Source organism: Sporolactobacillus spathodeae (assembly GCF_016908935.1).
Classification (GTDB): domain Bacteria; phylum Bacillota; class Bacilli; order Bacillales; family Sporolactobacillaceae; genus Sporolactobacillus; species Sporolactobacillus spathodeae.
The window spans coordinates 111788-134940 of record NZ_JAFBEV010000002.1 but is presented as its reverse complement, the minus strand read 5'-3'; the positions used below and the strand labels follow the sequence as shown (position 1 = coordinate 134940).

Sequence of the window (23153 nt, the reverse complement as noted above, 5' to 3'; positions counted from 1 at the left end):
TTCAAGTGATTCTATCCTAACAATTTCTTACCTTTACCGCAACAAGCACTGCTTATTCAACGGGTTCCTTTTTCCTCAGCTTTTTCGGCCGTTTATAGGACACACCCAGTACATCGATTAAGAAAACAAAAATCGGTATACCGACAATCAAGCCCCATATGCCAAAGAAATGTTCAGAGAAAATGAGAACAACAAATGTATAGAAAACCGGTAATTCCGTTTTTGCCGACATCAATTTCGGGTTCAGCACATACGCTTCGACGATATGCACCGCTAGAATTGTCAGCACCATATAAATTACATCTTGAATGCCGCCAATCGTATAACCGATGATGCAGAGCGGAATCAGCGAAATTATCACACCCGCCACTGGAATCAAACTCAGCACAAAAATCAGGATGACCATGCTGAATAATTGCGGGAAGTGAAGTACAGCAAGCACAATCGTGGTCAAAATGGTATTCACAATAGCAATCATAAACTGCGCTTCAAGTACTTTGCCAAATGTTTCGGCAAAGCGAGAAGCGAAGAAGGCTACTTCATTATAGAAAAAACCAATTTTACTCGTCTTGAATCCCTTGGTGAATTCAATAAGCCGGTCCTTTTCCAGTGAAAAAAATAAACTGAGCAACAGAGCCAGGAAAAGATCAATCGCAAAGGAGCTGAAGGACGAAAAGGAATCAATGACGAATTTAACTCCGGATTTCAGATAGCTGTCAACATTATATTTTTTGATTTGATCGGTGATCGCATTCATTAGAACAGAACCATGCAGGCTCTTCAGTGATTTCATCACTGAATCAAATAGTTGAACCGTCTGCTCGGCAATAATCGGAATATAAATGGTGATCATCGCGTAAAGTCCTACACCGATCAGGCAATACAGCAAGATGACAACGAGTCGTCTCGGCACTTTAATTTTGCGGTGCAGAAAGGTTTCCAATCGATCAATCAAAAATGAAAAAATAAAGGTCAGCAGAAGTAAGTCAATCATGCTGCGAAGCAAATACACAATGAAAATCAGCAAGGCGAAAATCAACACACGCCTGACCGATTGTTTTTTCAAATAATTAAGAAGTACGCTCATCGCTTGACATTCCCCACCCTTTTTCTGTTTCGTCACTCTATTTCTCTAGCACTCCTACGACAAATCTATTTTTATTCTAGAGGTTTTCGATCCGTTATGCAAAGGTATTCGAGCACGGAACACAAAATAGGTCTTTGAACAAAAAAACTTGGCTTGGTCAAGTCTTTTAGTAAAAATGCGCTCCGGCTGCTCGCTTGCCGCGGGCAGAACGGGCGACTTCTCGAACAAGTGTCCCAGCACTTTCGTGTTTGAAATGAGCGTATTTCCAGCAGTACATCGCAAAAAAGCCGCAGGCATGTTGTGATGCCTGCGGCTTTTCAATAAATATTTATTTTTGTTGAAAAATTTGGTGGTTGCCAAACCCAATAGTTAACTTCTCATTCGCAATTGTAAGTCCTTCACTTTCTTGTGCCGGACCACCTGACGGGATCGAAAAGTGGAAAATATCGTTAGGCAGCAACTGATACGCGTCATCAAGCACGGCTACATAATTATTAGCCAGATAATACAGTTTATGGTTCGACTGATCGTATTGCATGCCCTGAACAACACCCATATTTTTAATTTTATGAGCATGTGGATCTGTGTACTTTTTGTTGGTTATAGAATATTCACTGAATGCATCGCTACCGCTCGCTTGTGTGAGCATAATCAGCGTATCCTTATCTTTAACCGTCATCATCGACACATACGGCATGTCCTTTATTACAGTAGACGTCACCCTCATGCTGTCCGGATCAATCGTATAGAGAACCGGATCAGGTCCTGCACTGCTCACCTCATACAACATACCATCATATGGGTTATAACTTAATGCGCAGGCATGTCCGAATTTGTCTTCGACCACGTGATTATTGTCGGGCGTGTATTGTCCATACCCGTTTTTCACGTACGGAACGATCTTTCCGTAGCCATTTCCGGTATCATAGCCGACATAATAGATGCCTTTATCCGAATTATAAGCCAATCCTTGTTGATTTCCCCCACCCGTGCTGAAAACATTTTGGAATTGGGCCGTATGGTTCGGGAGCTGGCTTAAGTCGTTTGTTTTTACCCAGCCTAAATCGATATCATTGCCGTCCGTGTCATACCAATCATTATACTTAATAAACGAGTAATCACCGCTCTGTTTGACAATCTCAAGCATGTGCCCGTTATAAAGCCCAAGTTCATTTATTTTCGCGTTTGTATCAGCGGAAAGTCCGTCACCTGTTCCATTGTAAATATTGTCAGGAATGAGCGAGAAAACATAATCCTTGTCCGTGAGTCCTGGTTTCACTACGTGGATCGTATTGCTACGCACCCAACCAATCGATTGGCCATTTTGCGAAAGGTTGTACATTTCTTCGTTCCCAACCATTTTTTCCTTTGTCACAATAAAACCTGAATTTCCATTTTGAAACTGGTTCAAGTAGCCCCGAAAATTTACCGAGTCATCAAACACAGGGCCCTCACTATCTGTGATCGATGCTGAATAATTAACATTAATGATATTACCTTGTTTGCCTGCCGCATTCTCTACATCAAGATTAGAGACAGGCACCCAACCTAAACTTGTTCCAGCTGTATATTTGCGAATATGTACCCACTGACCGTCATTTGAAATATAATCAATCTTCAATTTCAACTGTGCATATGGGACTAAATTAGCAATAGCCTTCCCACTAGGGGCATTATAAATATTATTATTAATATTATCCGGTTTAACATTAGCAAACGACAGATGCGGCGAGACATCCTGAACGATATCCTTATGTACCCAACCTAAAATCCGTCCATTATACGCAATCTGGATCCATACGGTGCTGCCGACTTTTGATTCTTGTTTAATTGATAAAGGCACATTGACATAATCAGCAGCCTTTCCAATATCCGAGGCGCCATAAAGTCCATAGGGCTTGCTCCAGATTCCATGATTGCCACCGGCGGCTATGTATCCCGTGGCACCAGAAGGGATCGTGTTGTTATAGTATTGCTGATTGCTCCCTAAATTGGACGCGTAGACATAGCCACGAATCCCCCTATAGCTAATCCAAAACATTCGGTTGGACTGGGGGCTGGTTGTGGTTAACTGCGTTTGCGTTGGGATTGTTGTTGCATATCTTTTAGTGTGGCTGTAATTTTTATAGATTCTTGATGTTTTTACCACAAATTTTGTTACCGGGGTTTTACCTGTCGACAAATTCACTCGATAAACATAACCGCGCCTTCCCTTATAGTTCACATGATACATCGTGCTGTTCAGATTGCTGTCTGTTGTCAGACTTTTATCGACAGCAATTTTCTGAATACGTGATTTTGATGTGTCTCTGCTCGTATACAGGTAGGAAGTCTTAGCAATATAACGGTTGACCGTTGTGCGGCGCGCGGATAAATTAACGCGATACACGTAGCCCGTCTGACCGTTATAGGTGACCCTATAGCGTTTGCTGCTTTTCTTGCTTGCCGTCGACAGCTTAGCGTTCACTGGCACATAGCGGATGTAATTCCCGGATGAAGCAGATGCATAGAGTTTCGATGTCCGGTGCACATAATAGGTACGTTTTGACTGCGCGTCAGCAGAATAATAGGAAAAGAGAGAAACAAGTAGTAAGAATACAACCAACGATGAAACAAACTTCAAAGGTGAAAAACGTTTCAATTGAAAATAGTGCTCCTTTCCTATGAATTAAAAGCTAAAAAACACATAATGACAATGAAATGGGGAAAAAAATAAATGCTTATACCTGGGGATTAAATGAAACAGTGTCAAAAAAATTACAAAGTTATTATATGAGTAAGTATAGTCCTATAAAAGATTGAGAACAACAGAATTTATCTATTTATTTCCAATTGTTTCTTTAAGTAATGACGCCTTAAATTCTAGGCCCTGTTAAAATTTTATGTTGATTTTTATGACAAAAAGGCAATGTGTGAGACGCCTGCGGGAACCGTGCCAGAGAGACCCCGCAGATTATTGCCTGTTCGAGGAGGCTCGCGGTACGCCCGCGGCAAGCGAACACATGGCCAATAAGTGATTAATAACAACAACAGACTTTAACAGGGCCAAATTCTAAAAAAAGATCGCCAGCTTCTGCCAACGATCTTTTTTATGATTTATTGTTAAATACTGCTAATCAATTAGTTCATTCGAGCCAGAGCACCCATTGGATCCCAAGGTTTCAGTTCCGTTGGTTTCTGGTCTAATGCCGCTTTGAGCACGTCAGAAAGATATTTCTTATTGATTACGACCTGATAAGTAAATTCATCCATCCAAGCGTCACTCATCACGAAATAACCTTTCGTGCCGACTTTTTCACCCCAGCTGTTCTCGACCTTCCAGCGATTCGCCTTGCCGTCAACCAGGTTCACGCCCGTTAATACCATCGCATGCGTCAGGCAGCTATCCTTATAATCCAGTCGCTGGGCTTTGCTCAGGCCGAATTCCGTGCTGAACGCCGTGTCGAAATCATAAAGCGCCTTATCCATGATGCCAAGCTTACTGTCGGAATACTGAGTGACGTCGCAGCCGAACCAAACAGATTCGTTATCTTGGATTTGACTGATGGTCAGTTTTTTCAGTGTTTCCATGTCCACATTCAAATATTTGATCGGACGACCGCCGACAACCGTTCCTAAGAACTGCACCGTGTATGTCTTATTGAATGGTTTATCTGCTGTCGGTGCATTGATAATGCTTACATAGTCGTCAAGATTCAAGCCGACATATTTCGTATAGAAATCCTGCGGCGTGATGCCCAGTTCCCGGTGGAATTCTTTCTTATCTTCATCCCGATACTCGAAATCAAAGGTCTTCGGTGGTTCACCAAGCGAGAAGGCCAGCAGTTTGTAGATCGTCTCTAGCATCTTCTCTTTTTCTTCCTCGAGTTCAGACTTGCTCTTACCCTTTTCATTAAGCGCGCGCAACACAGCCGCGTCTTCACGCAATTTGGCATTCAATAATTTATTTAATTCCATTGTATGGCTGCTTTGATAAGTTTCCGGCATTACCTGTTTCGGAACAACGCCGTATTTTTCAATCAGAGCGACAAGCATATCCCATTGTCCACCGTCTTGTTGCGGGGTGTCGAGTAGCCAGGAAACAAGGCGCCCGTCGAGCGGCTCGTCTGCAGTCTTAATGATGCTTTCAAAGAAATAATTGGCCTTTTCGAATTTATCCCAGAACAGCGTGTAGTTCTGAGACAATTCGAAATCTTTCAAATCAAAGGTCGCGTTCATTTTGTGGCGGAATGTGTTCAGCGCCGCAAACATCCAGCAGCGGCCACTTTGTTTTTGATCCGCAACCTTACCTGTTTCAATATCTTCAGAGAATACGGGATTCATAGAGACTTGTGCATCGCCGTTCAGTGAAGCAGCACGGATGCCGTTTTTCATCATTGCATCTTTGATTAGCTTATTCTTCGGCTTTGCTTGAATTTTCCCCGAGTATTTCTCGAGCATGCCATTAGTAATCTCTTTTGCCACTTCTTATTCCTCCCCAATTTACCATTCCAAAGTTCATTATATTCTTATAGAATAGGCTTCGTAAAGTTGTGGAGGAAGTTCTGACCGTGTGCACTTATGGGCGCCCCATCCATCCGTTGCGTCTCATTTATTTCGTTTGGTTATGTGAAATATAAAAGTTCGGCCTTAGGAAAATACTGATGAATATAGCCTTCAAGCGTCTCCTGCAAAAGATATTCATCTTCTGTTTTATAAATATATTTACCAATCCCATACCTTCCCCATTTATAGCGGCGATCGGCCTCCTCCATTCGTAATTTTGATTTCGGGTAGTTTTTTTCAATAATCCGCTTTGCCGGTAACGTATAGCGGTGCTGGATTAATTCAAAAGTAAGTGGCTTAACAAAAGATGCAGGCAGTTGTTCACGAAGAATTTCAAACAGACGCTTATAACCCTCCTGCCATCCGTCATGAATATAGGCCGGAGCAATTATAAAGCCAAGCGGATAGCCTGCATCGGCAACTTTTCGCGCTGCCCCAATCCGTTCCTCTAGATTGGATGTGCCTGCCTCGAAATTTTTAATGACATAATCATCATTTAGACTAAAACGGAATCGCGTTCGCCCATTATGACGTGCATCCAATAGATGATCCACATGGGCAAATTTTGTCACAAAACGCAATTCGCCATGTTCTCGTTCACCAAAAAATTCAATCGTCCGTTTCAGCGTGTGGGTCAAGTGATCGAGGCCGACGACATCCGAAGTACAGGAGGCTTCAAAACGAGTCAGTTCTGGCAGACGCGCTTGCATATAATCGTCAGCCCGGTCAAGAATCTCATCCACGTTAACATAGGTGCGAAGATAAGGTTTCGAACCCATTGTGGTCTGCAAATAACAATAATGGCAATGCCCCATGCAACCGGTTGAAAGCGGCAGTGCATATTCCGCTGAGGGCTTGGAACTCTGAAAGTCGAGCGTTTTACGGACACCGATCACGAGTGTCGCTTTCGCGTTGCGGTATTTTTGGAAATCATTGGACCCGGGAATATTTCGTACTTGGTTGTGCGACGTCGTCTCGCGAATCTCGATTCCCATTTCTGTAAACTTTTTCTCCAATTGACGCCCGAGCGGATAGGTACGCGCGCGCGGTTCAATATAAACTAACTGTGGAACAAACGGTTTGACCATTGCCGTTTTCGCTCTTTTCTTCCTTGAAATTGATCAATCAGTCTTCGTCATAAATCTGCTTATATATCAGCTGCGCTTCTTCAAACGTCGGGAATACCGCATCATCTTCGGCGAATTCGTAGCAGAAGTCATTGAGTAAAAGTGCTTTGTCGCCGTTCTTTTCCGGGTTTTCGATCACTTCCGCTTCCTGAATCATCGCGACACTGGCTGCATGTGGGTTGCGACAAATCACGTAAACGTGATCGCCTGACTGAATCTGATTCTTTTTCATACTTCAACCCTCCTCCAACACATCTTAGTTTCATTATTTCCATGCTGGATGAAAGCTATCCCGTCCAATCGGAACGCTTCGGCTGCTCGCTTGCCGCAGGCGTTTCGCGCCTGCGCCAACCACAGGCCCAGATACACACGAATCGAGTAGGCGGAAGCCTTCCGCTTCCGACCTCTCACACCACCGTGCGTACGGTTCCGTACACGGCGGTTCCATAATTTACACGCATACGCGCATACTGAGGCAACCAATCTTTAATGCCCCATCGTATGAGTATTTTGTTTTGAATAGCACGATGAAGGGTTTCACTATGCGAGAGACGCCAATACTTTTTCCGACTGCCCGCTCGTTTCAGGGCTTCATCATGGTCAATGCCAAATCGTCTGAGTTGTCTGTAACGCGTACGAACAGATTTTCATCGTTTCCATATAAGTTGGCGAAGACGATGGTTGAGCCATTGCTTCGTTCTTATTAGAAATGTTTTCATCGCATCAATCGCATAGTAGTATTCTGCCTCGCGGCAGACACCCTTGTCCTCAGCTAACAGTTCCTACTGCCAAGCCTGTAGCGGACTTTCACCGCCTAGCTGTCACCCATGCCGGGCGCACTAAAAAAAGACGTTAGCTGATCGCAGCTAACGTCAAAATCCCAACCGATCGCGCATCAATCCGCACGATTTGCTATTTATTTTTCAATAATCCACTCATCCACGGGAATGCCGAGATGCCTGCCTGGACGCGCGGCATAACCGAGCAACTTATCGCCGGCTTTCACAGTCGTTACGTTGCAGGCTTCACCGCTCGCGCCGAACACACGCACATGCCAATCTTCTTGCAGCACCGTTTTTACGACCTGCCCGCTTGCAGACTCTGCTGTAATCTGAATGAGCGGCCGCGTTTCCATTTTAATTCGTCCGATCGGCACTCGCCTTGCGCTGCCGTCCGTTTTGATCGCAATCAATTCCATACCCGCTGTCAAATCGGATAAATAAGCGGTGCGATCATTCGCGCCCATCACATAAGAGTGGAGCGCGCCCGCATTCACGCGAAAAGGCCGGAGCGGCAAATACTGCAGCTTATGCGTTTCGCTGCAAACGAGAATACCGCCATCGGAAAAACTGCCGACCAGCATACCTTCATCTGTTCCGAGGTAACTGCACGTATCAATACAGACACGTTCACCCATTCCGAGATGACGTACATCAGTCACCGTCAAAGTGGTCAACTCCTGCTTAAGCTGTTTCTTAGCGGACTGAATGGCCTGCCCAACTTTGATAATTTCTTCTATACTGGAACTGCTGAACAGAACCCCATTGCTGCCTTTTTCAAGCACGCCGAAAACAACTTCACTGTCCACACCGTCGGCCACTTTGGTGATAACTTGTACGTCTTTCTCTTGGTGCTGCGCCTCGGCAAGCACCTGTTCCAACGGAATCTTTGTTTCATCTTTAAAATCGACAATCAAAAGCGGACTTCTGGACAGGAAGCGGCAAGCATCGTCAAGCGATGCTCGATCCGTCACACGACAATAAATACCGAGCGGTTGGCTCAATTTCACACCACTCTCTGTCAATTGATCAAATAGATCTTTCTCCAATACAATCCTGTCAAACGCCATTTCATCTTTTTTGATTGCCTGCAAATCGCTCCCGTTTTCAAACAAGCCTATTTTCTCAAGGGTAGAAGGGATTTGCTTCGCCTGCGCCGGCGTGACAATTGCAGCTGAATAATGAAATTGCGTGAGCGTATCGACGAGCTCCGGAATATTTTCACGAGCCATTTTTCTCATATCGTACCAAGCAAATTTCGTTTCATCGGTTTTCGCTGTTGTTGTCATCAATGATTCTCCTTATCTGTTTAGGCATTTTCAAATACTTTCGTTAAGGCTTCATAAGCGGACTCGGCACCTACTGAATGATGCACGATGCGGACCAACTGCTGCGCGATCTCCCGCGGATAGCGATGACTGAAAACATTTCTGCCAATCGACACCCCTGCACACCCAGCCTGAATCGCTTTTTCAATCATTCGAAACAGATTGAGCGCGTCATCAACCTTTCCGCCGCCGGCAACTAGTGTCGGTAAGGAAGTTGCCGATACGATTTCATGCATCGATTCAGCGTTTTCTGGAAAACTCGTTTTGACGATATCGGCACCAAGTTCGGCGGCGATTCGCACGGCGTGAGCCGTTTTCTTCACGTCTGCTGCATCAATATTTTCGCCTCTGACGTAAGCCATGACAAGCAGCGGCATTCCCCAACGATCACATGCTTCAGCTACCTCAGCCGTGTCGACAATCTGCTCAGCTTCATATTCGGATCCGAAATTAATATGTGTGCTCACAGCATCCGCGCCAAGCCGGAGCGCCTCTTCAACCGTGCATACCTGTACTTTGCGCAGCGGTTGCGGCCCCAATTCCGTCGAAGCACTCAGGTGCACAATCAGTGAAGCTTTCGGTGATTGGCTGATGCTTTTAACCATGCCTTTATGGAGCACAAAACTGTCCACAGCAGCCTGATCGATTGCTGCAACAGCTTGATCGATGTTTTCGATTCCTCTGATAGGTCCAAGTGTAATTCCATGATCCATCGGAATCATCACCATTTTTTTATCTTCTGCGAAAAGCCGATTCATTCTTAATTGTTTCCCATCCATTTATTATGCCACCTCCGATAATAGGATTGATTATTTTTGCTCTTTAATCTGTTCCACGTCTGCAAAAGGTCGACAAACACCGCCTCCTTCACTTTTTCGCTCCAAATTTGTATCCAATCTTAACTTTTGAAAAAAATCACCCGTAGCATCGAGCAGCCGCGGGTGATTCAAAAAAATGCCGGTAAAATGAAAGACCGCACGGACTGTTCGATTCGTCCATACGGTCATTTTTTCCAAGTAGAAGCACTACTTCAGGTTTTCCGTATGGATGCAAATACATCTGACGACGTGTTTGCATCCATACTGCGAATGCAAACACTAACGAAAAAACCCAAAATAGTAATAAAAGCTATTCAGCTGGCTCTTGCTCTGAAGCCTCTGGCTGCTGCTCATCGTCTAAACTCCCTTTATTGTAAGTGGGTGACTTTATTTATATCAAATTCCAAAAGTGCTGTCAATAAAAATGTCTAACTTTTTTAAAATATCATGATATTTCGTCAAGTCATCATGCAGTGACATCTGACGTCCGTGTACTCATTATTACTCAATGAGCAGCGTCAGCTTCTTGCGCACATACTTCTGTAATCCATCCAGTTCCTCCATCTGCTCAAGCAACAAGCGCTCTGCTTGGTCGACAGCAAGTTCGCAAAAGTGCATCCGGCTGCCCGGTGGCAGTTGTCCAAGCAAAGGTAGATCCACAGCTGCCACATGGGCGATGCGCGGATAACCACCGGTTGACTGGTGATCAGCCATTAAAATAATCGGTTGCCCGTTTGGCGGGACTTGAATTGAACCGAAAGCAACAGCTTCTGAATATATATCACGCTTCTGTTGCAACTGGATCGACATCCCTTCAAGTCGATACCCCATGCGATCCGATGCGCGCGTCACCTGATAGTCCGTCTCTAGAAAAGCAGTCCTCGATTGCTCGGTAAAAAGCGGCCAATGCACATCACGCATCACGCGGATAACCGCTGGGCGTTTATACGCGCGGCGAAGCGAGGCGAACCAGTTGCAATCCGTGGTGCTAGCTGCCAATTTATGTAGTAAACGCTGCTGAAAATCAGTGAGTCGGCCCACCGGTACTGAATCCTGTTCGCGGAGACTGCGACCGTGCCAGCCGCCTTGCCCGGCTCGTTCATAAGTGGAACGGCTGCCAAGCCACGGCGGCGTATCCATTCCACCGGCAAAAGCAATATAACCTCTTGATCCAGAGGAAACACCGCCAACTTGCAGAATCTGCCCTGGATGAGCAACGACAGGGCGGCCGCAGCCGATCGCTCGCTCGTCGAGCCGTGGCTGGCATAGAGCGCCGGTGATCGCAAACAACGTCTCTTGTTCAAAGCGAACAGCCGGTCCGAGATAAGAAAACTCGATAACCGCTGCGCCCCTGTTATTACCGACCAGCCAATTGGCCAATTTCGCTGATGGCGCATCCATCACACCCCCGACAATAACCCCGAAGCGCTGGTAACCGGGGCGACCGAGATCTTGAATAGCCGCCGAAAATCCCTTATTGATGACTGTAAAACTCATAGCTGGCCGCCTTTCTGTGCCAGAAACTGTTCCTCGGTGATCGACTCAAAACGGACGAGGTCTCCTGCATGAAGCAGTGTTGGCGATTGACCGTCTGGAGTAAAAAGCTGGGTCGGCGTGCGACCGATAATTTGCCAGCCGCCTGGCGACTGAAGCGGGTAGGCTCCTGTCTGCCGCCCCGCAATGCCGACGGATCCAGCGGCAATCTTCAGCCGCGGCGATTCGCGGCGGGGGGTCGCCAGCTCTTCTGGCAAACCGCCGAGAAACGGAAATCCTGGTGCAAAGCCGAGCATATAGACCAAATACTCCGGCGCAGTATGCCGTCTGATAACTTCTTCCGTACTCATCTGATGATAGGAGGCGACAACGTCTAAATCCGGTCCAAACGCACCACCGTAGCACACAGGAATACGTACGGTTCGCCTCTCGATCCGTTCGTCTGCGCAAGGCTCCCTGTCCATTGCCGTGTAACAAGCTTCCAAATAATCGATCACCGTCTGTTGCGCTGTTTGTCCGCCGTGGACACCAACAAGCACCTTTTGCGGGTCATAATAAAAAGCAATATTGGTATAGGCTGGAACATATTCAATAAAACCAGGAAAAGGCAGGCGGTCGAAATAACGAAGAAAACGACTGATTTGTGCTTGAATGGACGGGTCAATCCGGTCGCCGAAAATGACACGCACCGCCTGCTCGCCAAATGGAATGATAGCCAAATCCACCTCTCCTTTTCAAAATCTACAAAATGTCAAACACTGAATGTACTGTTTTTTTGATCTGTGACGAGCATACATCCCGGTGCATGCGTAATCGCAATCTCCGGTTTTGAGGCCATGACCGCTGCTTGTGGTGTGACCCCGCAAGCCCAAAAAACCGGAATCTCATCTTCATGAACAGCTGCCGATTCACCAAAATCCGGATGTGATAAATTCTTAATGCCGATGGCCGTTGGATCTCCGATATGAATCGGTGCCCCATGAACCGAAGGGAAGCGGCTTGTCAGCTGAACAGCGCGGATCGCCTGACTGGGCGTCATCGGCCGCATACTGACGACAAGCGGACCGCTGAAAACACCTGCAGCGTGGCACTGTATCGATGTGCGGTACATCGGCACATTGGTTTCTTGCTCAATATGACGAACAGGCAGACCGTTCTCGAGCAAACTCTCCTCAAAACTGAAGCTGCAGCCAATCAAAAACGTGACAAAATCATCCCGCCAGAGATCAGTGATGTTAGCCGTTTCTTCAATTAATTGACCCGCTTTATAAATGCGGTATTTTGGAACATCCATGCGAATATCAGCCCCCGGTGCCAGTTCACGCAGAAAGGGACTTCCGGCATCGAGCACTTCCAAGAGCGGACAGGGACGCGGATTTCTTTGACAAAAGAGCAGAAAATCATAAGCATATTTCTGGGGCAGAATGACAAGATTGGCCTGTGTGTAGCCATTTGCCAGGCCGCTCGTTTGCTTTGTCCACTTACCATTTCGAATCATTTGCCGAACCTCGGCTGGTGTCTGCTGGGAAAGCAGGGGCATTTCCTCAACCATTACCATTCCTCCTTAGGGGATAATGTTGAATAATTACAGTTGAGACAGCGCGACGTGCTACTCACCAGGCTTGGATCGTAATACCCGTCTGCTGCAATCGTTCCCTGATGATGCGGGCAAACTCAAGCGCACGCTGTCCATCGCCGTGAATGCAAACCGTTTCTGCTTGAATCGGCAGTGTGCTACCGTCAACAGCCTGCACGCTACCCTCGTTAATCATTCGCAGCACCTGCTGAAGCGCCACTTCCGGATCCGTTATCAACGCATTTCCCTCCGCACGTGGTGTCAATGAGCCATCCGGCTGATAGGTTCGATCGGCAAACACCTCATGTATCACATGCAGTCCAACACGCTCGCCGGCTGACGCCAGGTGCGTTCCGCCCATGGCGAACAGTAAAAGGTGATCGTCAACATCCGCAATGGCTTTTGCAACCGCCCGTGCATAGTCCTCATGGTCCGAAGCCATATGATAGAGCGCACCATGCGGCTTCACATGATGAACCGATACATTTTGCGAAGCGGCAACGCCCTTTAAAGCACCGATCTGATAAACGACACAATCATAGGCTTCCTGTGGTGTCAGAGCCATCTCCCGTCTGCCGAATCCTTCTAGATCTGCCAGGCCCGGATGAACACCAATAGCAACGCCGTTTGCTGCCGCGCGTGCCACAGTCCGACGCATTTCGGAACTGTCTCCCGCATGAAACCCGCAGGCAATATTCGCTGAAGAAATCAATGGTAAAACCTCGGCATCATTGCCCATTCTATAATGCCCAAAGCTTTCTCCCAAGTCACAATTAAAATCAATCTGTCGCAATGGTTTACCTCCTTTTGAAGTCATACAGATTTCCCTTCTGCAATGCAAAAAGCGGAGGCCGTCTACACGTAAACACTCCGCTCTTATTTGCCCGCTACACACATAAAAATATTCAATAGTATTTCAGAAAAACGTGGCCTAGCCAAGTCCTTTTTTAACCATTGCGCTTCGGTCGCTCGCTTGCCGCCGGGCAGGACGGAAGCCTCCTTGGACAAGCTGGAATCTGCGGGGGCTCACTTGGCTCGCTGTTCCCGCAAGGCGCCAGCGCACCTGCGCTCCTTTTTTGCACATAATCTAATACATTCTTAACGTATTAATAAAGGGTTGACAGGTTTTTTATGACGGTCTGTATCCCGGCATAAGCCATGAAGATAACAATGATCCAACCGAATACAGTCAACCAGAGCGGATGCTTGTAAGCTGTACCCATTATCTTTTTACGCATCGTTGCGACAAGCAGTATGGCTAGCGCAATTGGAAGAATCAGCCCATTAATCGCGCCAACAGCGACGAGCACCTTTGCCGGACTGCCAATGAAATAAAAGATTGCTGTTGAAAAAACAATGAAAAAGATGATTAAATACGGTCTGATTTTCTGATAAGTATGATTGACGCTGTTTTCTTTAGAATATTCCAGAAAGGATACAGATGTAAAGGTTGATCCGAGTGTCGATGTCATCCCGGCAGCTAGCAAAATCAGGCCGAAAAATTTGTAACCGAAAGTACCTGCCGCTGCTTGAAAGATACTCGCAGCCGGATTTAGTGGATTTAGCGGGTGCCCAGCCGTAACAACTGCGAGACCAGCAAGAAAAAGTAGGATGCGAATCAGTGAAGCAACCCCGATTCCGGTCAGCGCGCCTTCGTTGATATAACGAATAGACTGTGTGCCGCGCAAGCCGCCTTCTAGCAGGCGGTGTCCGCCTGAGAATGAAATATAGCCGCCAACGGTTCCACCAACGATCGTTACAATCGAATAAAAATCGATATGTGACGGTAAGAATGTATGATAAGCGGCCGGCCCGACTGGTGGCGCCATCATTGCGATAACAAAAATAATCAGCAGTACTTTAACAACGGCAAGCACTTGTACCGTTCGATCCATAACGATAAGCGCATTGCGCACAAGAAAAATAATTAGAGCAATTGCGCCACCAATCAGCGCCCCATTTTCCGGTGAGATGCCAAATAAGACATTGAAACCAAGACCAACACCGCCAATATTCCCGATATTGAAGGTCAAACCGCCGATGACAATAAGCGCGGTCAATAAATACCCGAGCCCCGGAACCAGTTCATTGGCGATCGTCTGTGCTTTCTTCCCAGAAATGACGATGATGCGCCAGATATTAAGCTGCACGCCGATATCAACAAGTATACAAACAAGAATAGCGAATCCGAAATCTGCACCTAATTGCGATGTAAATGTTGCCGTCTGCGTCAAAAAGCCCGGACCGACAGCAGACATCGCCATGAGAAAAGCGCCACCCATCGCAATGCCGAATGCCGACTTATTTTTTTTGTCCACTTCTGTACTCCCCCAATCTAAATTTCATTAATTATACCAATATTTAAAAATATTTCTAATACTATATTGTCCCTCACTCAAAGTAAAATTCCCTTTTTATCTATCTAAGGAACTAGCTACTCCTATAAATCAATTGTCCATCAACCTAAAAAAATCGCCCCCTGCAGGTCAATAGACCCTCGGTTTAAAATGAACCAATTGCACCTTATTTATGCACTTTCCTAATTTAATTAAAATTTAATCAGATCCGCTGGTCGCTATCATTATTTTGATGTCCTGCCTAGGCGTATAGTTGCTTTTTATGATCGCTTGCCGCGGGCGCCGCGCGTCTCCTCAGACAAGCGAGAATCTGCGGAGACTCACTTGGCTCGCTTTTCCCGCAAGCCGCCAGAGCAATTCGCTGCATTTTTGTGCGAAAAACTTTCTTATCTCTAGAAAAAACTGAATGTCCCAGAGACATTCAGTTTTATTATCTTTTATTAATGAGAATAAGCGGATTCTATCTCCTCAATCTTCGTATAAAGAAAATCATTGACCGGCGTTGGGATGCCGTGTTTCTTGCCCAACTTGCGAATCGTCCCGGCGAACAGTTCAACTTCTGTTGGCCGGTGCTGCAAGGTGTCCTGACGCATCGACGGCATACCTTCAGGGTTCAATGCATCGTTGATCTTCAGCCATCCGGCAATTTCAGATTCTTGAAGGTTCACGCCTTCGCTATTAGCAACCTTGACAACTTCTTTCATCGCAGCAATCACCGTATCACGCGGCTTGCCCGGAACTTGTATCCCGCCGTAATTCGTGGCGAAGACTGCCGTCGATTGATTCACACCCGTATTGACCATCAGCTTACTCCACATCTTGTGCATCATGTGCTCAGGAATTTCATAAGGAATGGAGACTTTATCAAAGAAGTGCGCAAGTGCCTGTACCTTCTTGCTGCGCACATCATTTGCTTCGCCAAAGCTGATAAAGCCAAGATTTTTATAAGTGAGTTCATTGCCTACTTTGGAAGCATCCATACCAGCAACAATGCAATAGAGCAATTGATCAAAACCAAACGTCCCGCCAATCACCTGTTCACTCGAAATCCCGTTAAGCACTGAAAGAATGATGGTTTGTTTCCCAATTTGATTTTTCGCATTAGCTATAGCACTTTTCAATCCGGTGTATTTTACCGCAAAAATCAGTAGATCGGCAGGTTCCATAGGTTCATCAGCAGCAACATAGCGAAATGTGCAGGGTTCACCGTTGCATAAAATACCGTCTTTCTTATAGCGCTCAATTCGGTCATGATCAGCGACAATGCGCACTGCGTCGACACCCAAACGATCAACAAGATGTTTCCCATACATAATACCTAATGCACCTAAGCCAACAATCGCAACGTTTTTGATTTCCATGGATTCATCCTCCTCGACTCATGATCCTATCAACAATAATTTTGCAGAATTTGTCCAAATGCCGCAATGCCTTTCACAATTTTTTCTTCTGACATGCATGAATAGTTAAATCGGCAATGATTGATTTCTTGGTGCAAAGGATAGAACGTCGCGCCGGGAACATAAGCGACGTTGGCCTCAGGAAGTACATGTTCCTTCATCAACTTCGTGGTATCCACCGTTTCCGGGAGGGTTAACCATGTGAAGAGTCCGCCTTGTGGATTCGTGTAATGAACACTTTTCGGTAAATAGGTATTAAAAGCATCCAGCATTATCTGTTTCTTCTTCCTGTACACATTCTGGATGCGCGTAATATGTTCATCAATATCATAGCGTTCTAGGAACAGGTTTGCTGCGTACATATTCAGAGTAGAGTTCTGCGTATCTGCAGCCATTTTTAGCAAGCAGAGCTTTTCTGCCAATTCGTGCTCAGCAATAACCCAGCCGAGGCGCATGCCCGGACTCAGTATTTTTGAGAAACTGCCGAGGTGAATCACTCTGCCCTCGGTATCCAGGCTCTTAATACTTGGAAGAGGTTCGCCTTCATAGCGAATTTCACGATACGGATCATCTTCCAAGATAATGACATCATATTGATTGGCTAGCGCAACAAGTCGCTTTCTACGGGCGAGACTCATGGTCACACCGGTAGGATTCTGGAAAGTCGGCACCGTGTAAATGATTTTTGCACGAGGATTCGCTTTAAGTACTGTTTCAAGTTCATCCATAATCATCCCATCTTCATCCATGGAAACGGAGGCATAATTCGGTTGGTAGGCATTAAAGGCAACCAATGCACCTAAAAATGTCGGATTTTCCGTGATGACGACATCTCCAGGGTTCAGCAACATCTTCGCAACAAGGTCCAATCCTTGCTGACTGCCTTGCAAGAGAAATAGATTGTCCAGTCCGCAAGTTACACCGACGCGCTCCATGCGTTTGACTAGTTTCTCCCGCAGTGCAGGAAGTCCTTCTGAAATCGTGTATTGCAAGGCCTGCTTTCCCTGCTCTTTAAGAACATGTGCATAGACTCGGCTGAGTTGATCTGTTGGAAATAGATTGGGATCCGGATAGCCGCCGCCAAAAGAAATGACGTCCGGATCCGCACCTAATTTCAATAACTCACGTATCGCAGACGGTCGAACCTCTTTCATTCGCTCTGAATACAAATCGCTTTTCATATTATTCTCCCCGTACCATTATTTGTAAGAAAACCATCCATTCCACGTGATACAAAGTTACATTTTATTTTTCTTTGCATTTATAGTAATCTGTTCGTAAGCTAGAGTAAACATCATCTTATTCACGTATAGATGAATTAATTTCACTCTTATGAAGGGTTGGATCTTGGAAATGTCCTTACTCTCTTATTCTGTCTTCGACACCGTCGCCGAACAACAAAGTTTTCTTAAAGCTGCGGAAGTACTCAACCTCACACCATCAGCCATCAGCCACTCCATCGCTAACCTTGAGCAGCAATTAGGTGTCGCCCTCTTTATTCGCGATCGGACCGGTGTACGCCTCACACTTGAGGGAAAAAATCTATTACCACATGTTCGGGCTGTGCTTAATAGTGAAGAACGCTTAAAACAGGAAGCCGCACATATTCACGGTCTGGAAAAGGGCCTCGTGCGCATCGGTACTTATAGCAGTATTTGTATTCACTGGATCCCTGAAATCGTAAAATCGTTCCGTCGCCTCTTTCCAGAAATAAAAATCATCATTTTTCAAGGCGGTTATGAGGATGTTGTCGGCTGGATTAAGTCTGGAGCTATTGATCTTGGTTTTATCTCTCTCCCAGCTGAAGAAAATCTTACGGTCACACCACTGACCCTAGATCCTTTGCTGTGCGTCACACCAAAAGACTTCCGCCCTCAGCACCCGGATTACGTCACTGTTGCGGAAATCAAGGACATGAGCTTCATTCTGCAACGCGATGATTACATGAAAGAAACAAAAGCGCTGCTGCATAAGCATCAACTGTCTGTCCATTCCCAGTTCTACAGTATTGATGATCAATCCATTGTCGCAATGGTCGAAAGCGGACTTGGCATCGCCATTCTTCCTCAACTTGTACTTACAAAAAATTATGCCGATGTCGGCATGTATCCATTTAAACCTGCGGAATATCGAACCATTGGCCTCGCTTCGCTTAAAAAACAGTATTTATCTCCTGCTTCCCTGAAAATGTATGACCATATCCTTGACTATGTGGAAAAAAGCGGGCTGAATAATCTAAATAACCAATAATCTGTTTTCATGAAAAATATTCTAAAACTTTTTTCCATTGTCAGATAAACTGGGCTATGTTTTGTCTATATTTTGCAATAATTGCGCTTTGGCTGACGCGATTATCACACTGCTTTTCCACCCATCTTTCCCTTCATTTTTATCCTTCAAGGGCAAATAAAAAGCCGCAGATACTTGAGTTCTGCGACTTTTTGTTATCGTTCATTTAATATTCTGCTTAAAAATTGCTTTGTCCGTTCATGCTGTGGCTGCTGCAAAAGGACGTCCGGTGCTCCTCTTTCCAGAATTCGCCCATCATCAAGAAACAACACCTCATCAGCCACGTCCGCGGCAAATTTCAATTCATGAGTGACAACAACCATTGTCCATCCTTCACGTGCCAAATCTTTCATTACCTTAAGCACATCACCGACCAATTCCGGATCAAGTGCTGAGGTCGGTTCGTCAAACAGCAACAATTTCGGCTGCAAAGCAACCGCTCGCGCGATACCGACGCGTTGCTGCTGACCGCCGGATAATTGGTGCGGATATTTGTTCAGGTGCTGCGTTAGACCAACTTTATTTAAAAGTTCCGCGGCGCGTTCCTGCGCTTCTTTGGGCGCCATTTTCTGGACAATTATCAGTCCTTCAGTGACATTTTCAAGTGCGGTTCGGTGAGGGAACAAATTATATTCCTGAAAGACCATGGCAGACTGGCGGCGCATTGCCTGAATCCGTTTCTTCGAAAGCGCTTGTCCAAATACGACTTCTTGATCGGCAATCTGCAGTGTCCCTGCCTCGGGGATTTCAAGAAGGTTAAGCGTTCTTAGCGTCGTTGTCTTTCCTGACCCGGACGGCCCAATGAGCACGAGTACCTTGCCTTCATCAAGTGAGAAATCAATTCCTTTTAATATTTCGTGGCCGGAAAAAGTCTTGTGTACATTTTTTATAGAAAGAAGCATTGCCTTTTCCACCCCCCTTTACGCGCGAGGCGCAGCATAGCGATCCAGTCGACTTTCCATCCAGCTTTGCCCAAGCGAAAGAAAAAAGCAGAAAATCCAATAGATAAGTGCTGCCTCTGAATAAAGCAAGAGAAAATCATAATTCGTTGCTGTAATTTCCTGTGCACGCCGAAATAGTTCCGTAACCGTAACTGTTGAGGCTAAGGACGTATCTTTCACTAAACTGATAAACGTGTTCGAAAGTGGTGGCACAGAAACGCGTGCCGCTTGCGGTAGAATGACGCGCCTTAGGACTTGTGCTTCGCTCATACCGATTGTATAACCGGCTTCCCATTGACCACGTGGCACCGATAAAATTGAGGCGCGGATAACCTCAGCCGCATAGCCGCCGACATTTAGCGACAGCGCAATGATCGCACTTGGAATTGGCGAAAGCTGTATCCCAAGATCCGGCAAGCCATAAAAAACAATAGCCAATTGAACGATCAGCGGGGTCCCGCGGATAATTGAGATATAGATGCGGGCGATCCACTGTAATACGGCCCATTTCGAAAGGCGAAAAAGCGCCATCATAAGCGCCAGGATAAAACCAAAGACGAATGAAATAAGGGTCAGGGGCAGGGTATAAATCAACCCTCCCTGCAAAATTGGCCAGAAGGACCGGGCAGCCAGATCCCAGTCAACGGTAATCGCCCCGAAAACGAAACTTGGCATTTACTTGCTGATATCCTTTCCAAAATACTGTTCGGAAATGCGTTTCAAAGTTCCATCTTTTTTCATTGCTGCCAGTTCTTTAGAGAACGGCTTGGCGAGTCCGCTTCCTTTGAGGACCGGAAAAGCGATATCGGCTGCGTTCGAGGGAACAACCGCCGCTACTTTCAATTGATTATCTTTTGTCTGTTTAAAGTATTGCAGAACTGCACCTTGATCGTTGACAGTGGCATCGACCCGTTTCTGACTAACAAGTTTCAGCGCTTTCGACATATCATCTTCACCTGTGATAATGGCGCCGGCCTTTTTCGTCATCGCTCCGTAATTACTGGAGAGACCCTGAGCGACTTTGACACCCTTCAAATCTTTAAGGGAGTGAATCGACTGATTCTCTTTGCGGGTCACAATCACCGATTGCGACGTCGTGTAGACCCGGGAAAAATCATACTTTTTCTGTCGATCCGGCGTAACACCGACATCATTGGCAATCGTGTCGAATCGTTTAGCATTTAAACCGGCAAATAACGAATCCCAATTCGATTCATCAAACTTCACTTTAACGCCCAAACGCTTACCAACCTCACGAATGACAGCGACGTCAAAGCCGACAAGTTTGTTGGTCTTGCTGTCATGATAAGTGTAGGGGGCATATGTACCTTCTGTCCCGACGCGCAAAACACCGCTCTTTTTAACCTGATCATAAGTGTTCGTTGCTGTTGTGGAAGAGCCACAAGCTGTCAGTGATACAACTGCAAAAGCAGCAACCAGCAAAGAAATAATTTTTTTCATAAAACTTCCTCCTCTTACCTTTTTCTCTTCTCTATGATGCCCAACAATTTATCTGATTTAATTCCAAGTAATTTTATATAATTTGGTGGGTTTATTGATTCTATCATATTTCCAAGAAAAAGCAAACGCTTAGGCATCAGCTTCCAGAATTTCTCGTGCCGTTTCATCCGTTGTCACCAATACATTCATATAATTGCCGCGCAACGCGCCGATAATCGCCGGAACTTTTGCTGATGATTCGGCAATACCAATAGAATAAGGTAACTGCTTCAGTCGTTCGAGCGGCAGCGCCATTGTACGGGCGGACAGATCTGTTTCAACCGGAATACCCCATGCGTCATAAAATGAAGAAAGAATATCACCTGCCGCCTGCCTATCGACGAGTGAATGGACAGTACCGCTGCCATAAAATGCTTGCCAATTTTCCGTGCCTTGCAAAATTACTGATCCAATGCCGAACAGGGCAATCGACAATCGTTCCCAAACAGACTCAATTTCACGAAAATGTTTCGTCTGGATCATTGCCTGCTTGATTGCTTCACTCTCAAAAACAGCGGGAAAGTCAGCCAATAGTGAATCGCCTCTGAATTTCTCAGCCACCTGATAGCAAATTGTATTGACGTGAAAGCGACTTTTCAATCGGCCGGAAGCTCCGCCAATCATCGGAACACAAAGCACGTTTTTTCTTTCGTCTGGATCAAGCTGTTCAGCAACTGCCGCTAGACTGCTTCCCCACGAGAATCCGATCACATCACCATCGCCCGTAATACGTTTCAAAAAGCTTGCGGCCGCCTTCCCCATCACCTGACTTTTTTCCACCTGATTGTGCGGAAGATTCCATGTCGAAACAACGATTGCCTCTTTGAGCCCGAATCGTTCGCATAGGCTTTTCTCAAGTTCCGTCTCACGATTTGAGCCGTAATTGATCGTGATTGTCACAATTCCTTCATCACGAACACGTTTCAGCAAACGGCTGATCGTTGTTCGATAAATGCCAAGCGCGTTGGCTATCTGACTTTGTGTCATGTTCTCTAGATAATACATTTGTGCAATTTTAACGAGCAACTCGCGATTATTTGATTTCACCATTCAGTGACTGCTCCTTTAATCAACTGGCCTTCGTCAATTGACGGTATTTCAGGATCTTTGTATACTTAAAGCGCAACAAGCACATATTATAATATTTTGCACGTTTGTGCAATTTTATTGGAGATGGACGAGATGAATGCACCCGATTTGAAATGGGCATGCGCACAGGCCGCATTGCCACTGATATCAGAGAAAATGACCATTGGGCTGGGCGGGGGAACAACGATCAGCCATCTGGTTGATTTGCTCAGCCAGGCGGACAGGACTGATGTCCGCGTTGTTACCCCTTCCCAAACTACGCGGGACTACTGTTTGCAAAAAGATTTCACCGTCCTTAATCTCCAAGATGTGTCTAAGGTTGATGTAGCTTTCGACGGCTGCGATCAGGTGGATCAGCATTTCAATGCTTTAAAAAGTGGCGGCGCCATCCATACACGCGAGAAACTTGTTGCGTCCATGGCTGATGATTATATTCTACTTGTCGATGAATCAAAATTCGTTGACAGTCTGACATTTGACGTGCCCGTTACTCTCGAAGTCTTACCCGATGCCTATAGCTATGTGCAATGTGAAATTCAGCAGCTAGGTGGACATGCCGTTCCTAGAAAAAGTCCGGCTAAAGACGGCTTTACGATCAGTGATTACGGCAATATCATTCTTGACGCCAGCTTCGCAAAATTTCCGAATATCGCGTCGCTCGATCAAAAGTTGCGAGAGATTCACGGAATCGTCGATACCTCCCTTTTTGTCGGTTGCGTAACAAAAATTATCGTCACCAGTCCTTCAGGAAGTAAGATCCTAGAAAAATGACGTTCCCGGAATAAGGCATAGTCATTGGTGATCAATTGAGATTTCCGCTATC

At 45.9% G+C, this 23153-nt stretch carries 21 protein-coding genes; 3 read left to right on the top strand and 18 right to left on the bottom strand.

Going from position 1 to position 23153, the window contains the following annotated elements; translation table 11 throughout:
* Positions 1-52 precede the first annotated feature (52 nt).
* The 7 genes from JOC27_RS01600 to JOC27_RS01570 all read right to left on the bottom strand — a co-directional run bounded on the left by JOC27_RS01600 (position 53) and on the right by JOC27_RS01570 (position 9645).
* Positions 53-1087: an AI-2E family transporter gene (locus tag JOC27_RS01600; protein ID WP_205005244.1), complete on the bottom strand. Its 1035-nt coding sequence runs from the start codon at positions 1085-1087 to the stop codon at positions 53-55.
* Positions 1088-1415: 328 nt separating this feature from the next.
* Entirely contained in the window at positions 1416-3728 is a 2313-nt protein-coding gene (locus JOC27_RS01595) for a GW domain-containing glycosaminoglycan-binding protein (protein WP_205005243.1), read from the bottom strand.
* A gap of 479 nt (positions 3729-4207) precedes the next feature.
* The gene (locus tag JOC27_RS01590; protein WP_205005242.1) at positions 4208-5551 is read right to left on the bottom strand and encodes a C1 family peptidase; all 1344 of its coding nucleotides are present in this window, start codon (positions 5549-5551) and stop codon (positions 4208-4210) included.
* 140 nt (positions 5552-5691) lie between these two features.
* Entirely contained in the window at positions 5692-6720 is a 1029-nt protein-coding gene (gene splB / locus JOC27_RS01585) for a spore photoproduct lyase (protein ID WP_205005241.1), read from the bottom strand.
* 37 nt (positions 6721-6757) lie between these two features.
* Positions 6758-6991, bottom strand: coding sequence for a transcriptional regulator SplA domain-containing protein (locus JOC27_RS01580; protein WP_205005240.1), 234 nt, complete (start codon positions 6989-6991; stop codon positions 6758-6760).
* Positions 6992-7675: 684 nt separating this feature from the next.
* Positions 7676-8827 carry a 3-dehydroquinate synthase II domain-containing protein gene (locus JOC27_RS01575; protein WP_205005239.1) on the bottom strand — a complete coding sequence of 384 codons (1152 nt, stop codon included), beginning with the start codon at positions 8825-8827 and terminating at the stop codon, positions 7676-7678.
* A 20-nt stretch (positions 8828-8847) separates the two neighbouring features.
* On the bottom strand, positions 8848-9645 hold the full coding sequence (locus JOC27_RS01570; protein ID WP_205005238.1) for a 2-amino-3,7-dideoxy-D-threo-hept-6-ulosonate synthase: 798 nt from the start codon (positions 9643-9645) through the stop codon (positions 8848-8850).
* A gap of 162 nt (positions 9646-9807) precedes the next feature.
* Here JOC27_RS01570 and JOC27_RS01565 point away from each other — a divergent pair, with 162 nt between their 5' ends.
* Positions 9808-10116, top strand: coding sequence for a hypothetical protein (locus tag JOC27_RS01565; protein WP_205005237.1), 309 nt, complete (start codon positions 9808-9810; stop codon positions 10114-10116).
* A 69-nt stretch (positions 10117-10185) separates the two neighbouring features.
* Here JOC27_RS01565 and JOC27_RS01560 read toward each other — a convergent pair whose 3' ends face one another.
* From JOC27_RS01560 to JOC27_RS01530, 7 genes are all read right to left on the bottom strand, one after another.
* Positions 10186-11181, bottom strand: coding sequence for a 5-oxoprolinase subunit C family protein (locus tag JOC27_RS01560; protein ID WP_205005236.1), 996 nt, complete (start codon positions 11179-11181; stop codon positions 10186-10188).
* Positions 11178-11903, bottom strand: a complete 726-nt coding sequence (pxpB, locus tag JOC27_RS01555; RefSeq protein WP_338062754.1) for a 5-oxoprolinase subunit PxpB — start codon at positions 11901-11903, stop codon at positions 11178-11180. Before pxpB ends, JOC27_RS01560 begins: the two co-directional genes overlap by 4 nt.
* Before the next feature lie 26 nt (positions 11904-11929).
* On the bottom strand, positions 11930-12730 hold the full coding sequence (locus JOC27_RS01550; RefSeq protein ID WP_415641006.1) for a putative hydro-lyase: 801 nt from the start codon (positions 12728-12730) through the stop codon (positions 11930-11932).
* 61 nt (positions 12731-12791) lie between these two features.
* Positions 12792-13547: a LamB/YcsF family protein gene (locus JOC27_RS01545; RefSeq protein ID WP_205005234.1), complete on the bottom strand. Its 756-nt coding sequence runs from the start codon at positions 13545-13547 to the stop codon at positions 12792-12794.
* A gap of 313 nt (positions 13548-13860) precedes the next feature.
* Positions 13861-15036 (bottom strand): NRAMP family divalent metal transporter, encoded by a 1176-nt coding sequence (locus tag JOC27_RS01540; RefSeq protein WP_239529328.1) that lies wholly within the window; start codon positions 15034-15036, stop codon positions 13861-13863.
* 515 nt (positions 15037-15551) lie between these two features.
* The gene (locus JOC27_RS01535; RefSeq protein ID WP_205005232.1) at positions 15552-16472 is read right to left on the bottom strand and encodes a ketopantoate reductase family protein; all 921 of its coding nucleotides are present in this window, start codon (positions 16470-16472) and stop codon (positions 15552-15554) included.
* 29 nt (positions 16473-16501) lie between these two features.
* Entirely contained in the window at positions 16502-17692 is a 1191-nt protein-coding gene (locus JOC27_RS01530) for an aminotransferase-like domain-containing protein (protein WP_205005231.1), read from the bottom strand.
* Between the two features lie 172 nt (positions 17693-17864).
* On the opposite strand from JOC27_RS01530, the gene JOC27_RS01525 reads away from it, so the two are divergent.
* Complete coding sequence (locus tag JOC27_RS01525) at positions 17865-18761, top strand: LysR family transcriptional regulator (protein WP_239529326.1); 897 nt, start codon at positions 17865-17867, stop codon at positions 18759-18761.
* A 194-nt stretch (positions 18762-18955) separates the two neighbouring features.
* Here JOC27_RS01525 and JOC27_RS01520 read toward each other — a convergent pair whose 3' ends face one another.
* The 4 genes from JOC27_RS01520 to JOC27_RS01505 form a co-directional block, all read right to left on the bottom strand.
* Positions 18956-19702 carry an amino acid ABC transporter ATP-binding protein gene (locus JOC27_RS01520; protein ID WP_205005229.1) on the bottom strand — a complete coding sequence of 249 codons (747 nt, stop codon included), beginning with the start codon at positions 19700-19702 and terminating at the stop codon, positions 18956-18958.
* An 18-nt stretch (positions 19703-19720) separates the two neighbouring features.
* Positions 19721-20416, bottom strand: a complete 696-nt coding sequence (locus JOC27_RS01515) for an amino acid ABC transporter permease (protein WP_205005228.1) — start codon at positions 20414-20416, stop codon at positions 19721-19723.
* Complete coding sequence (locus JOC27_RS01510; protein ID WP_205005227.1) at positions 20417-21202, bottom strand: transporter substrate-binding domain-containing protein; 786 nt, start codon at positions 21200-21202, stop codon at positions 20417-20419.
* 129 nt (positions 21203-21331) lie between these two features.
* Positions 21332-22291, bottom strand: coding sequence for a sugar-binding transcriptional regulator (locus tag JOC27_RS01505; protein WP_205005226.1), 960 nt, complete (start codon positions 22289-22291; stop codon positions 21332-21334).
* 132 nt (positions 22292-22423) lie between these two features.
* Between JOC27_RS01505 and rpiA the strand changes: the two genes are divergently transcribed.
* Positions 22424-23101 (top strand): ribose 5-phosphate isomerase A, encoded by a 678-nt coding sequence (gene rpiA, locus JOC27_RS01500; RefSeq protein ID WP_205005225.1) that lies wholly within the window; start codon positions 22424-22426, stop codon positions 23099-23101.
* Positions 23102-23153: the final 52 nt, after the last annotated feature.